A 13,500-nucleotide genomic window follows, 5' to 3' on the forward strand; every position below is an offset into this window, starting at 1 on the left:
TTTTATTTATGTAATGCCATTACCGGAACATGACTGTGTAATACCAATTGTTTCGAATGACTTTTATGCACCAGTTTATCAAACAGGCCATGTCGTTTTGGAAGTACGATCAAAAAATCTATATGGTTTTTTTCTGCAAAGTCTATAATTGCCTGGTCCTTATCATCGCCGGGTATAAAGTGATAATCTGCCTGTATATCTTTCAACAGATCCCGCAGTGTGCCTGATTCAAAAACAATTTCGGGATTATATGTTCTTTGCCTGCCTGTATTAAGTACATGAAGTTTAGCATGAAAATCTTCTACTAGTTTTTTTATTTCATCAGCAGGTACTGTATCGGTTACTTTATTAAAGTCGCATGCAAGCCCTATGTTTTTTATGGACGAGAATGTGGCCTGCGGAGAAACAGTTATAAGCGGCCACATCAAATTTTTCAGGGCATATATTGTATGCCCCCCCAAAAGCAAACGCGTAGCTGCTGTGGTACCCTGGCTTCCCATTACTACGGCATAAGGATTTATACGTTCGCAAACGGCATTTAACTCGGTAAAAAAAATGCCCGTTCTTATTTCACTTTCAATAGGTATTTTATTTTTTGTTTTAGTGGTGAGTTCTTCTTTAAGTTGTGCAAGCGATCTTTCAGGATCAAGTGTCATTTGCGCTTCGTTCAGGGCTGCAGGCACTTCCAGATAATTTATAGGTATTTGAAATACATGCAGCAAAAATAAATCTGCATTAATGGCTAAAGCCATTTCAGCGGCATAATGTGCAGCATTTGCAGCGGCAGTAGAAAAATCAGTAGCAACCAGAATCGTTTTCATAAACAGTATATTTAATAATGTTGAATAAGCGCTATATGCCCATATTTTTTCAATACATCCTTATCAACAAATTCTACATCCCCACCGGTTTCCAGTATTTTTTCTATCACGTCATCTACTGCATCCTTTATGTAAGAAAATTTGTTGTAGGGCTCATTTATTTTATATATCTTATCCTCATTGCTTCCATGTTCTGCTGCATACATATAATCTTTTTCCACTACCAGCAAACGTCCCTTATTATGCATGGCCTCACGCCAAACATTATGCATGCCAACAGCTAGTTTTTTATTATCCATAGCTTCTTCCATCCGGTTTAAGAGATCTGCTTGTATTACTGTTTTCCAATCAGCTATGTGTGGTTCAAGAATGGCTTTTAATTCTGATAAGGTACAGGCCTCGTAGTTGCCATAAATATATTCTATAACAGCTGCTTTATGTTTGGTAATGTTTTTAAAATGCCCCACCATTCTTTCGGGGCCTAAAACAAAAAGCGGTAATTGATAAGCATTGAGAATAATATCCAGTCCATCATCAATGTGATGCAGGAACTTATCCATTATTATTTCCCTGCGGGATGACATGTCTGAAAAATTAGATACTCTTTCCGGCAACTCATTTACATATGCATCAACTTCAGATATATTTGATACGATGTTTACAAAGGATGAAGAATTTCCAAGATAAATTCTGCTTTCTTTACCATCCATCAGCAGTACAAGATATTTATGCAATTGTTTTTTACTGTAAACAAGGTCGCGAATTTCAAATGATTCATCTACGATAATTTTTTCCTCTACCGCTATATCCAGGTACAACACTTTCTCAAATACCGGTGATACATATATCGCGATACTTTTTTTATGGGTATTAAAATTCAGGTTCTTTAGGATGGCCCTTAATTTTTCCATTACCAATACAGACATTTCACCAGGATAATTTTGCATTAATTCCCGCTCAGCCTTGTCGGCAGCTATTTTAAGGCTGTGTGACAATTCTGCTTTTAAACCCATTTTTGGTTCAAACGGAACAATGATTGATACGGCAGGACGATAGTGTACCGCATCCATTACTTCGCGTATTTCAGGTGGGATAGTTGAACTCATAACCGGAGTGTTTTAGTATACGAAACTACTGGTAACTAATCCGGTAAATGCTGATACTGATCAATGCTTTCTTTGATTATCATCAGCATTTATACTGCGTTTGAATAATTTTTTTATGTTGTGTAGCCGGCAGAAGAATTATTATTGAGCGTTCGTTGCGTCGCACATTTCAACGCTTTGTTCATTGCTGAATAAAGAAAAGAAAGTACAAGTGTGCGACGCAAGTGGAACCCATAGTAGCACTAAGGCCGGGCTCAAAAGAAAATATCTTTCTGATATATTTACACTTTTCTGTTTGTTGTATTTAAAGCTTGCAAATGGTTTTAGCGTTTGTGGTAAAACAGAAAAGGGCTGGTCGACACCAGCCCACTAAACTAAACCCCCAAGAGTTGAATAAATAATTATTTATGTGCTATAAAAACGGGTAACCAATGCTCTGCAATAAGATCGTTTACAAAGCTCTTTTTAAAAAGCTGCGACAGGCCATGCCGCCCATATGAGCCGCTTACCACGATTGCAGATCTTTTTTCTGAGGCCCATGTACTAAAATGTTTTTTTGGTATATCCAGCTTAGACATGGTAAGATTATTGAAATGTCTTGCTGCAAGCTCTTCTATTTGTATTTTATCGGGGAAATCTTCCTCCGCCTCATTACTTATATATACCAGTAAAGTTTCTTTTTTAGTCAGTTCGGGGAACAGGTATGCAAATTGTTTAATTGCAAAAACAGATTCTTCACTTCCGTCATAAGCGAGTATAATGTTTTCAGGAAAATCAAATTTTTCAGGCACCAGGATCACGGGGCATTTTACATCCTCCAATGCATCTTCTAAATAATCATTGGGAGAACCGGCATGGATATTTTCATAAAATATTTCACTGCCTAATATTAGCAGGTCTGCATAGCGGCTTTCTTTTTTTAATTCGGGCAATGCCAGGTCAAAAAAATCTTTGTGCACACGGTACTCAATGCCACTATGTTTGCAACGTTCTTCAAAGTGTTCAATATTTTCTTTTATGAGTTCGGATTCACCTGGTTCTACCAATGGTATCATTAAGGGGCTTCCTACACCATCTGCGTAACTCCATAAGTTGGCAAGCTCTGCCTGCGGTAAAAAAACGCCGGTTAGTAAGATGGGGCTAAGTTCATTTAGCCTGCGGGCAAATTCAAAAGCGCCTTCTGATGCATTGCTTCCATCGAAAGCAAGTAATATCTTTTTCATAAATGAAATATTAACTGGTTATTATAATTTCTAAGTGTGAAATTATGCAGGTACAGGAAATTGAAGAATGATGTGTATTGGCAGTTTAGTTGATCTTGATCAGTACCAAAGCAGTATAAATAAAAGTCTGCAATATTGCAGGTTTTTTATAATTCGCCTATGTAAAGTCGGGATGACTGGATTCGAACCAGCGGCCCCCACGTCCCGAACGTGATGCGCTACCGGGCTGCGCTACATCCCGAAAAAATTTAAGGAGAACAAATGTATTCTACATAAATTATTTCTCAAAATCAATGATGGATAAAATAATGATCATTGATCTCGCCTTTTCATATTGGCTATTTTTTAAGCTATTTTTCGTGGCCCGTCAGCTGATATTTTCATGGCAACTTATGTTGCGTCGCACCCTTATACTGAACAATACTATGCGGCTTTCATTCGTCTCCTGCAAATGAAATAAATATCTTTACCGGATGGCAAAAAGAAGCGCTGGAATTCTTTTATATCGTTTTCATGCAAATGAACCAGAAGTATTGCTGGTGCACCCCGGGGGACCTTTTTGGCAGAAAAAAGACCTGGGTGCATGGTCTATTCCCAAAGGCGAATTTGAAGAAGAGGAAGATCCGTTGGATGCTGCAAAAAGAGAAATGGAAGAAGAAACAGGAATAAAAGTTTCTGGAGCTTTTATTGAATTAACCCCTGCAAAACAAAAAAGCGGGAAGACCATTTACGCATGGTCTTTACTTAAAGATGCAGACGTTGGTGAAATAAAGAGTAATAGCTTTGAAATGGAGTGGCCACCAAAATCAGGAAAGAAAAAAGAGTTCCCTGAAATTGATAAGGCAGGCTGGTTTGCTATGGCCGAAGCGAAAGAAAAAATTATTGAAGGCCAGGTTCCATTTATCATCGAACTTGAACAGAAACTCAAGATTCAATAGAGATTATTGTTATTTAACCGACGTCAAAATTTTTTATCCTGCCTTTTTCAATTCTCTTAATTTATCGAGGTAGAACATTACTTCTTCATCAGTTACCTGTTCAAAATTTTCATAAAATGCACCTACGCCATAAAATTCATCAGGTATAAGTACCGCAACTACTTCGTCTACTTCTTTTGATAATTTTTGCACTGCACTTTTTGGTGCTACCGGTACACCAATTACAATTTTACCGGGTTTGCCTTTACGCAATACCTGCACTGTACTTAGCAGAGTATTACCTGTTGCAATACCATCATCTATCACTATTACTGTTTTACCCTGCAGGCTTTCAGGCTCCCTGTCATCCATAAATCTCGCTTGCATTTCTTTAAGCCTGCTACGAATGCGCCGCAATTCGTTTTGAATATATTCATCCGAAACGTTTTCATGGGGAATAACAAAATAATCTGTAAGGCTTGCTGCACCGATAGCATATTCTTTATTAAAGGGGTGACCTATTTTCTTTGTAAGAATGACTTCAATGGGAAACCCTAGTTCATTAGCAACTGCATAAGCAACAGGCACACCACCTCTTGGAACAGCCAGTACAATACCTGGATCATTCCTATATTTTTTTAGTTTTGCTGCAAGTAATAAACCTGCCTCTATTCTGTCGCGGAACATATAAATTTATTTTATCGTGAATTGCCGTTTATGCGACTATATATTATGTTTCTTGTGTTGCAGAATGCAAATACTTTTCAAACCATTTAGCAGCCAGTCCGGAAACAATATCCATTTTACCTGGTTCTTCAAACAAATGAGTGGCGCCATCCACCACTTCTAATTTCTTTTCACATGTTAATTGCAAATAGGCATGCTTGTTTAATTGCAACACATCAATGTCTAAACTGCCAACAATCAATAGTGTAGGCGACTGAACTTTTTTTAAATCGTTCATCGCTAAATCAGGCCTGCCTCCCCTGGAAACTACGGCTTGTATTTGTGGCAACATAGTTGCAGCCCTTAAAGCAGACGCGGCGCCTGTACTGGCGCCAAAATAACCGATGCGACATTCTTTTGCGGATGGGAATCTTTCCAGCCACTCAGTCGCACCGGCTAATCTTTTTGTAAGCAGGTCAATATTAAAACGATTATTATAAACCCTGTCTTCTTCTTTGGTAAGCAGATCTAACAGTAACGTCCCAAAGTTTTTTTGCTGCAGAAATTTTGCGACAATTTGATTACGCACGCTAAACCTGCTGCTGCCGCTGCCGTGTGAAAAAATTACAACAGCACCTGCATTATGTGGAATGATCAATTCACCCTCTACTGTTGTTTTATCAACGGGAATGTGTACCTCGCCGTTATATTGCAGATCCATCTTTTTTTGTTTACCGTGGTAATACAATAGTTGTTCTTGCTTCCATATTTACATCATGCTCTGCCAATTGCGATAAGCGGTCGTCAATTTGTTTTTCGTTTATTTCAGCTTCGTGAAAAATGGCTGCTTGTTTTTCCATGCCAACTGCATTGGCGTACGCAGTAGCAGTGCCATACATACTGATCTTAAAATGATTGATTGCCTGTATACATGCAAGCAGGCACGCATCTCTAACTTTTGTATCTGCACAATGAGAAAGCTTCTCCTGTGTTTCTTCTATATATGCATGCATGATACGGTTTGTGAGACTTATTGAACTGATCTTCTCCTCTTCAAAAAAGCCTTCTATGTTTTGAACATGCGTTCCTATAAAATCAAGATAGCGCTGCAATGTGTTTTTGAGTTTTATAGAACCTGCTTTATTTATCCATTCAGGCAGGATTTGTTGTAATTGTGCTTCGGCACTGGTAAACTTACCTGCATCATAATTCAGCAGGTTATGCAAAGTGGTGATGGTTTGGTTATGTGCTGCCATAGTATTTCAATTTTATTGTTACAAATCTAACTGTCCAAATATTCTGGATGAATGACCACCATCAAACAAAACCTTGACCTTGCTCATTGCCGGGTACCATTAAATGCTTTTGTTTTGATAATCGTTTGATCTGCTCAATTAGTGTTATGGCTGAATAGTATTGCCGAACGTACAAGTGAGTGACACAACAGCAGCTATATAGCAGTAATGCAGTTTGTAAATAAAAAAAATGCTTACAACGATAAGCGGATAATAAATAATACAATGCTTAAACACAACAATAAATAAATATTTATGCCAACGAAAAAGCAGCCGGGTAAGCCATTTGAAACACCCGTGCCGGAAAAACATCCGGAGATAAAGCCACCGGATGACCCGGAAGAGCCAATTAAGATTCCGGAGGAAAACCCGGATATAATACCAAATGAAGAACCATTTGAACCACCTCCTTTTGAAGTGCCGCCACCAGGTGAGGGACCTTAAATGTAAAATAACATGAGCGATTTTACACTACATAATGAAGCTACGAGAGCTGTTGATTTTAAACCATTAAAAGTTAACAGTACTGCATTTAATAATGACGGAATGATTCCTGTTGCATTTACCTGCGATGGAAGTAATATTAGCCCACCGCTTGATATTGACCACATTCCTGAAGAAGCCAAATGTCTTGTATTGATTGTAGATGACCCCGATGCTTCTGTTGGTACCTGGGTACATTGGATAGTTTGGAATATTCCTGTAACGCATCACATCAAAGAAAACCAGGTGCATGGCATAAAAGGCATGAATGACTTTCAACAATATGATTATTCTGGTCCATGTCCACCATCGGGTACACACCATTATTTCTATAAAGTATATGCCCTTGATGCTTTACTTAATTTACCTGCAAACACAAGAAAACCCCAGTTAGAAAAGGAAATGAGTAAGCATATTATAGCATTTGGTGAACTGGTTGGATTGTATAAAAGAGATCAGTAAAAAAATTATAAAATCATGCGACGCTATTTTACAAAAGAAGTATTGTTTGATGAACATGCAGCGATAAGCACCATCAAACAAAAGGCGCACCCTTTACAAAGCAAAGTTGATCTGCAACCATTATTCAACCGAATAGGTGATTCAAGAATTGTAATGCTGGGTGAGGCAAGTCATGGTACACATGAGTATTATACCTGGAGGGCACATATCACTAAACGGCTGATAGAAGAAAAGGGTTTTAATTTTATTGCAGTGGAAGGAGACTGGCCTGATTGTTACAGGTTGAATCGTTTTATAAAGGGATATGATGCAGATAATAAAAGTGCATTTAAAGTTTTACGCGCGTTTAACAGATGGCCTACATGGATGTGGGCTAACTGGGAAATAATAGCCCTGGCTGATTGGTTAAGACAATACAATATAGGATTAGCTGCTAATAAGAAAAGCGGATTTTATGGTCTGGATGTGTATAGTCTTTGGGAGAGTATGGAAAGTATTATGCGGTACCTGCAAAAAACAGACAAGGCTGCATTGAAAGTTGCAGAAGAAGCTTACCATTGTTTTGAACCTTATAAGAAAGATGAAGGCCAAGCTTATGCAAGGGCTTTGCAGTTTGTGCCTGAATTATGCGAAAATGAAGTGGTGCATTTACTGAAAGAGATACAACGAAAATTACCTAGTTACAATACAGATCATGAAAATGTTTTTAATGCAGAACAGAATGCATTGGTAACAGTGAATGCTGAAAAATATTATCGTGCCATGATCAAAGGAGGGCCGCATAGCTGGAACGTTCGTGACAGGCATATGGCCGATACACTGGAACGTTTACTGACATTCCATGGTCCCAATTCAAAAGTAATTGTATGGGAGCATAACACACATATTGGCGATGCAAGGGCAACAGATATGATTGATGAAGGCATGTTTAATATTGGTGAACTGGCAAGAATGCAGCACCACGAAAAAGGCGTAGTACTTGTAGGCTTTGGTTCATACAAAGGTTCTGTAATGGCAGGTCGAAGCTGGGGCGCTCCTATGCATAGCATACAAATGCCAGAAGCAGAAAAGGGAAGCTGGGAATATTTATTACATAAAGCCGGTGCAGCAAATAAATTACTAATGATGGATGATTTTATGACTGATGTGTTTATGGAAAATCATATTGGTCACCGTGCTATTGGTGTAGTGTATAACCCCCGGTATGAGCAATATGGAAATTATGTGCCTACTATTTTGCCTATGCGTTACGATGCATTTATTTACCTGGATGAAACCAAAGCATTGCACCCGTTGCATATAGAACCTGATGGTGCACAAATGCCGGAAACATATCCTTTTGGTGTGTGATGGAATAAGCAATACAAAGCAAATTTTTTTATGTACCCGGCAACAGTTCCTTTGTCATCGCCTGTTGCGTCGCACTCTTGTACAGCAGCATAACGATGAGTGGTTTTTATAGAAATACATTGCTTATTGCAACAGTGACAGATATATAAGATCATTAGTAACAATAATGCCGGGAATAATCCCGGCATATAATTAACCATTCAACCAAATCAACTTTAAAACCTGCCATCATCTGTTAGTTTATTCTTTCTCCTTTATAACCTGCCTGCTCCAAAGCATTAATAACTTTATCTGCTGTTGTTTTTTCACCCGCTGCAACTGTCAATGTCTTATCAGCATTTTGCAGATCCACTTCCCAGTTATCTTCTCCGGCTGCTTCGTTTAAAAATGGTGTTACCTTATTTACGCAACCTGTGCATTTGATCGTTGTTTTGAATTTTAGTGTTTCCATCTTTTAATTTTTTTTATTGTTCAACTTTATATCCCATCTTTTCAATAGCCGCTATTACTTCTTTTTTGATGTTTTAGTTTCATCGATCGTAACATCGGCTTTACCAATTTCAATCTCATCAAGTGTAGCACCATCCTGTTTGGCGATAATATTTTTTACTACCATCACACAATGCTGGCTGCCCATACCACTTATTTTTAATGAATGTGTTTGCATATACTTTGTTTTTTGTACTGTAAAATTATGCACAGCAGGCAGGCTGGTTGTTATAGAATAGGGGAGATAAGTTATATAATTTTCAGGCTTAGTTTTAGATGCATACTGATGAATAGTACAAGTGTGCGACGCAACGATGCCGCCATTAAAAACTACTGCCTGGTACAATAAAAAACCATGAGGTAGATTCGGGTAAGTAATAATTACAGAGAAAGCCTAAGCTATGAATTCTGTGGCATTTAAATAGTGACCCACTCCCCGTCGTTTGGGATCATCACCTGGTTGGTAAGATTATGCTCTACGATTGCTGCGCGGAAATGCGGCCTGCGCTGGAGACAATGATTAACTGTTTCCAAATGCGCTACAGATATGTTTGTTTTAGTTAACCGTGATAGTTTGATCACATCATTAGTGGTCATTGTAATAGGGCCGCCTTCCAGAAATTGAGCACCTCCGCCATTAACAACAATATGGGTGGGTTGATGTAATGTAATAGCTTCTTCTACATCGGGGCACCAAATAGTATCGCCGGCTATATAAAGTTTTTCAGTATTATTTTCAAGTACATACCCCGACACCGTTCCCATTAGTTTTCCAATTTCTCCGGTGCCGTGTTGCCCGTTTGTGCGGTGAATTTTTATATTGTTCCACTGCCATACCTTGTCGATTGACTCTACATTGCTAAAACCTTGTTCGCGTATTTTGACTTTATCTTCAGGCTGACAGATGATCATTTTTTCTTTATTTATCTGTTGCTGCGCAGCAATATCCCAATGGTCACGATGTGTATGCGTAACGAGTATCGCATCGGTTTTATCCAGGATGGTATTCAGTTCCCGCTCGTCAACAGGTAAATCTACCAAAGGCATCCTGTTTGAATTTGAAGCATTCTGTACCGGGGCCATCGCCTCTTTTTTACTCAGCATGGGGTCTACTAAAATTTTTTTGCCTGCCATTTCAATCAACAATGTGGCGTGTCTTAATAAACGGAACCTGCTGTTTGTCTTTTCCATTGTAATACTTTTATTGTCTGTTATAATATTACGGCAGGATAATATACTGTGTTTGCAAAAGGCCTGTTTTTTGTGCCATAATAAATATTAAAAGACTGGTGCAAAATTATTTTTTAGTGAAAAAAATATTCTTGCGGCTCGCATCAATTGAACAATTTGATGATTGAATCTACAAAGGGCGTATTAAAAAAACTCATTATAAAAGTTTTGAAAATTTTAACCGGAGGCTGTTGCTTACAACACTTACACTGCTTAATGCCATAGCAGCGCCTGCAATCATCGGATCAAGTAAAAATCCGTTGATGGGATATAAGACTCCTGCTGCTATTGGAATCCCAATAAGATTATAAATGAATGCCCAGAATAAATTTTGTTTGATGGTGTTTACTGTTTTCCCAGAGAGCTTTAAAGCTTTCGGTATACTATTGAGGTCAGAAGTAATTAATGTCATTTTAGCTACATCCATTGCTATATCGCTTCCTTTGCCCATGGCAATACTTACATCGGCCTGTGCAAGTGCATGACTATCGTTAATGCCATCTCCAACCATTGCTACTATTTTTCCCTGTTGCTGTAAGTCTTTTACGAATGCAGCTTTGTCTGCGGGCAGCACTTCGGCTTTATAGTGTTGTAAGCCAACTTCAGCAGCAATGGCTGCGGCAGTTTGTTTGTTATCACCGGTAAGCATATACACTTCTATTCCTTCAGCCTGTAGTTTTTGGATGGCTTCCTTTGATGTCTTTTTTATTTTATCGGCGATGGCTATTATACCAGCCAGTTTTTTATCAGCAGAGAATAATACTACCGTCTTTGCTTCACGTTGCAGCAACTGAACCTGGCTGGTCTGCAGCGCATCAATCGTTATTCCGTTTTCTTCTATGAGCTTGCTATTTCCTGCCAGGTATTGTTTACCCTGGTATAATGCTGATATGCCTTTGCCTGTAATACTTTCTATTTTATCAACCGTTGCGGGTGATACCGCAAATGATCTCAGTTGTTTTACTACTGCCTCTGCCAGCGGATGTTCTGATTGCATTTCTATCGCCATCAATATTGGTTGCAATTCATCCGCATCAAAGCCCTCTGTAAAGAGCATATCTGTCACTTCAGGTTTACCTTCTGTGATCGTTCCTGTTTTATCTAAAAGGATGGCCGTTACTTTATGTGCCAATTCAAGACTCTCTGCATCTTTAATAAGAATATTATTTTCTGCGCCTTTACCCACTCCAACCATAATAGCTGTAGGTGTAGCCAGACCCAATGCACAAGGGCATGCTATCACCAATACTGTAACTGCTGTAAGTAAACCATGTGTAAATGCATTATCCCCGCCCAATAACATCCAGATAATAAATGTGAGTATAGAAATACCAATAACAACCGGCACAAAAATGCCTGCAATTTTATCTACCAGTTTTTGTACAGGTGCTTTACTGCCTTGTGCTTCCTGCACCATTTTAATAATCTGTGCCAGCAAAGTTTCAGCGCCAACTTTTTCTGCTTTGAACTGAAAACTTCCTTTTTGATTGATAGTGCCCGCAAAAACTTTTTCGCCTGCATTTTTTTCTACGGGTATAGGCTCACCGGTTATCATACTTTCATCCACAAAAGATTCACCGCTTGCAACAATACCATCCACGGGAATTTTTTCTCCCGGTTTTACCAGCAACAAATCATTGACTTTTACCTGCTGTACGGGAATCTCCCTTGGTTGATTATTTTCAAGAATCAATGTTACCGTTTTAGGTTGCAGGCCCATTAATTTTTTAATGGCGGATGAGGTATTTGATTTGGCTTTTTCTTCCAGCATTTTACCTAACGAAATAAATGCGATCACCACTGCGGCTGCTTCAAAATATACATGTGCATGTAAACCTCTTGCATGCCAGAATTCAGGAAAAAAAGTATTGAAGGCGCTGAATAAATAAGCAATACCGGTGCTCAATGCCACCAGTGTATCCATGTTTGATTTACGATGTTTAGCCTGTTTCCATGCATTAATAAAAAAACTGCGGCCAAAATAAAATACCACCGGTGTTGCCAATATCAGCATAATGTAATTTGCATAAGGCATTTCCATAAAGAACATACCAATGAGCACGATAGGAAATGAAAGTACGGAAGACCAAATGGTACGTTGCTTTACTGCTTCGTAATGTTTTTGCTGTGATGCTTCTTTAATTTCCTGTTGGTTTTCTTTTTCAATTACAATGTCATAACCAATGGAGCGCACAGTGTTTTGCAAAAGTTCGGGTGTAGCAACAGCCGGGTTATATTCTACCCACGCATCCTGGTTGGCAAAATTTACACCTGCATCTTTTACGCCGTCTACAGATTTCAGCATAGACTCTACACTTATTGCGCATGCAGCACAGGTCATATCTAATACGGGGAATGTTTCTTTAATAAAATCAGTCTTACTTTTTCTACTGGCAGAGATTTTCTTTTCAATTCTTAATTCCTGTTCCATAAAAAATCTTTTCACAAAGGTCCTGTTGTTTGGGTTGCCAGCTGTTATATTATCTGCTCGTAATTGTATATTATTTTGATTAACGCCAAACCTGCTGACATCGATCAATAATGATGAGGACGTACAAGAGTGCGACGCAACAGGAGCCTCATAGCATTGATGCAGCCTGGTACTCGCCATCTCAGGTAATTATTTGTAAATACATTTACTGTGCCCGTCTGCAGCATGGCATTTAACTTCCGTTGCGTCGCACACTTATGCTGTATATCGCAATGCGGCATGTTGATGCTGCTGTAGTGCTTTGAAGCAGGGAGGAGTGAGACTGGTCTTTAAATAGGTAGAAGAGAAGTGCCACGCTGATGAAGCCCAAATACAATGTGTAAGCAGCCACTGTGTTATACATTGTATAAGAGGTGTTATAAATTATCCGTTATATTTTGTCCAGAGGTTTCCGCATGTTTTCTTTAAGCTCTTTAAAATGTGTGGGTGTTAGCCCGGTTACTTTTTTAAATTGTTGAGAAAGGTGCTGTGTGCTGCTGTAGCCCATTTCATAAGCAATTTCACTCAGGTTTTTTTCATCATACATCAGCAGTTCTTTTACTCTTTCGATCCTTTGCAGTATGGCATATTTTTCAATGGTAATACCTTCTACCGAAGAAAATAATGTGGTAAGATAATGATAATCCATAGCCAGTTTCTGTTCCAGCATAGCTGAGAGTTTCAGGTTAAACTCATCTGCATCCTTACCATGGATCAATGAAACAATTGCATTTTTGATCTTTTCAACCGTTTTTGATTTTTTATCATCCAGTAATTCAAAACCATTTATTGTTAAACTATCACGAAAGCTTTGCAGTTGTGATTCACTGGGCTCTGTACTTAATTCCACCTGTCCCAGTTGAATGTTTTTATAATCTAAACCCAGATCATCCAATTGATGCCTTACCGACATAATGCAACGGTCGCAAACCATATTTTTTATGTAAAGCTGTTTCATACTGTAATTTCATAGCAAAATTACAGGAGG

The 13,500-nt window shown here is 38.6% G+C and carries 15 protein-coding genes and 1 tRNA gene; 4 read left to right on the forward strand and 12 right to left on the reverse strand.

Annotation, left to right across the window (positions count from 1 at the left end):
• Nucleotides 1-2: 2 nt before the first annotated feature.
• From FRZ67_RS00165 to FRZ67_RS00180, 4 genes are all read right to left on the reverse strand, one after another.
• A complete protein-coding gene (locus tag FRZ67_RS00165; RefSeq protein ID WP_147187592.1) occupies nucleotides 3-821 on the reverse strand; it encodes a universal stress protein in 819 nt (272 codons plus the stop codon).
• An 11-nt stretch (nucleotides 822-832) separates the two neighbouring features.
• On the reverse strand, nucleotides 833-1,927 hold the full coding sequence (locus FRZ67_RS00170) for a baeRF3 domain-containing protein (RefSeq protein WP_147187593.1): 1,095 nt from the start codon (nucleotides 1,925-1,927) through the stop codon (nucleotides 833-835).
• Between the two features lie 401 nt (nucleotides 1,928-2,328).
• Entirely contained in the window at nucleotides 2,329-3,150 is an 822-nt protein-coding gene (locus FRZ67_RS00175; RefSeq protein WP_147187594.1) for a universal stress protein, read from the reverse strand.
• Between the two features lie 167 nt (nucleotides 3,151-3,317).
• Nucleotides 3,318-3,391 (reverse strand) — tRNA-Pro (locus FRZ67_RS00180).
• A 232-nt stretch (nucleotides 3,392-3,623) separates the two neighbouring features.
• On the opposite strand from FRZ67_RS00180, the gene FRZ67_RS00185 reads away from it, so the two are divergent.
• Nucleotides 3,624-4,088 carry an NUDIX hydrolase gene (locus tag FRZ67_RS00185; protein ID WP_147187595.1) on the forward strand — a complete coding sequence of 155 codons (465 nt, stop codon included), beginning with the start codon at nucleotides 3,624-3,626 and terminating at the stop codon, nucleotides 4,086-4,088.
• A 33-nt stretch (nucleotides 4,089-4,121) separates the two neighbouring features.
• On the opposite strand, the gene FRZ67_RS00190 is transcribed toward FRZ67_RS00185, so the two are convergent.
• The 3 genes from FRZ67_RS00190 to FRZ67_RS00200 are packed head-to-tail and all read right to left on the reverse strand — an operon-like array spanning nucleotide 4,122 to nucleotide 5,989.
• A complete protein-coding gene (locus tag FRZ67_RS00190) occupies nucleotides 4,122-4,754 on the reverse strand; it encodes a phosphoribosyltransferase (protein WP_147187596.1) in 633 nt (210 codons plus the stop codon).
• A gap of 43 nt (nucleotides 4,755-4,797) precedes the next feature.
• Entirely contained in the window at nucleotides 4,798-5,454 is a 657-nt protein-coding gene (locus tag FRZ67_RS00195; protein ID WP_147187597.1) for a dienelactone hydrolase family protein, read from the reverse strand.
• A 10-nt stretch (nucleotides 5,455-5,464) separates the two neighbouring features.
• The gene (locus tag FRZ67_RS00200) at nucleotides 5,465-5,989 is read right to left on the reverse strand and encodes a YciE/YciF ferroxidase family protein (RefSeq protein WP_147187598.1); all 525 of its coding nucleotides are present in this window, start codon (nucleotides 5,987-5,989) and stop codon (nucleotides 5,465-5,467) included.
• A gap of 294 nt (nucleotides 5,990-6,283) precedes the next feature.
• Here FRZ67_RS00200 and FRZ67_RS00205 point away from each other — a divergent pair, with 294 nt between their 5' ends.
• From FRZ67_RS00205 to FRZ67_RS00215, 3 genes are read left to right on the forward strand one after another with little or no spacing between them, the layout of a single operon-like run.
• Entirely contained in the window at nucleotides 6,284-6,472 is a 189-nt protein-coding gene (locus FRZ67_RS00205; protein ID WP_147187599.1) for a hypothetical protein, read from the forward strand.
• A gap of 12 nt (nucleotides 6,473-6,484) precedes the next feature.
• Complete coding sequence (locus tag FRZ67_RS00210; protein ID WP_147187600.1) at nucleotides 6,485-6,973, forward strand: YbhB/YbcL family Raf kinase inhibitor-like protein; 489 nt, start codon at nucleotides 6,485-6,487, stop codon at nucleotides 6,971-6,973.
• Between the two features lie 15 nt (nucleotides 6,974-6,988).
• The gene (locus tag FRZ67_RS00215) at nucleotides 6,989-8,323 is read left to right on the forward strand and encodes an erythromycin esterase family protein (RefSeq protein WP_147187601.1); all 1,335 of its coding nucleotides are present in this window, start codon (nucleotides 6,989-6,991) and stop codon (nucleotides 8,321-8,323) included.
• Nucleotides 8,324-8,558: 235 nt separating this feature from the next.
• On the opposite strand, the gene FRZ67_RS00220 is transcribed toward FRZ67_RS00215, so the two are convergent.
• The 5 genes from FRZ67_RS00220 to FRZ67_RS00235 all read right to left on the reverse strand — a co-directional run bounded on the left by FRZ67_RS00220 (nucleotide 8,559) and on the right by FRZ67_RS00235 (nucleotide 13,470).
• Complete coding sequence (locus tag FRZ67_RS00220) at nucleotides 8,559-8,774, reverse strand: heavy-metal-associated domain-containing protein (protein WP_147187602.1); 216 nt, start codon at nucleotides 8,772-8,774, stop codon at nucleotides 8,559-8,561.
• Between the two features lie 54 nt (nucleotides 8,775-8,828).
• Complete coding sequence (locus FRZ67_RS23295; protein ID WP_158638267.1) at nucleotides 8,829-8,990, reverse strand: hypothetical protein; 162 nt, start codon at nucleotides 8,988-8,990, stop codon at nucleotides 8,829-8,831.
• Nucleotides 8,991-9,229: 239 nt separating this feature from the next.
• Entirely contained in the window at nucleotides 9,230-10,003 is a 774-nt protein-coding gene (locus FRZ67_RS00225; protein ID WP_147187603.1) for an MBL fold metallo-hydrolase, read from the reverse strand.
• A 196-nt stretch (nucleotides 10,004-10,199) separates the two neighbouring features.
• Nucleotides 10,200-12,653, reverse strand: coding sequence for a heavy metal translocating P-type ATPase (locus FRZ67_RS00230; RefSeq protein ID WP_225975458.1), 2,454 nt, complete (start codon nucleotides 12,651-12,653; stop codon nucleotides 10,200-10,202).
• 250 nt (nucleotides 12,654-12,903) lie between these two features.
• Nucleotides 12,904-13,470, reverse strand: a complete 567-nt coding sequence (locus tag FRZ67_RS00235; protein WP_147187604.1) for a helix-turn-helix domain-containing protein — start codon at nucleotides 13,468-13,470, stop codon at nucleotides 12,904-12,906.
• Nucleotides 13,471-13,500 lie beyond the last annotated feature (30 nt).

The organism is Panacibacter ginsenosidivorans (assembly GCF_007971225.1).
GTDB lineage: Bacteria > Bacteroidota > Bacteroidia > Chitinophagales > Chitinophagaceae > Panacibacter > Panacibacter ginsenosidivorans.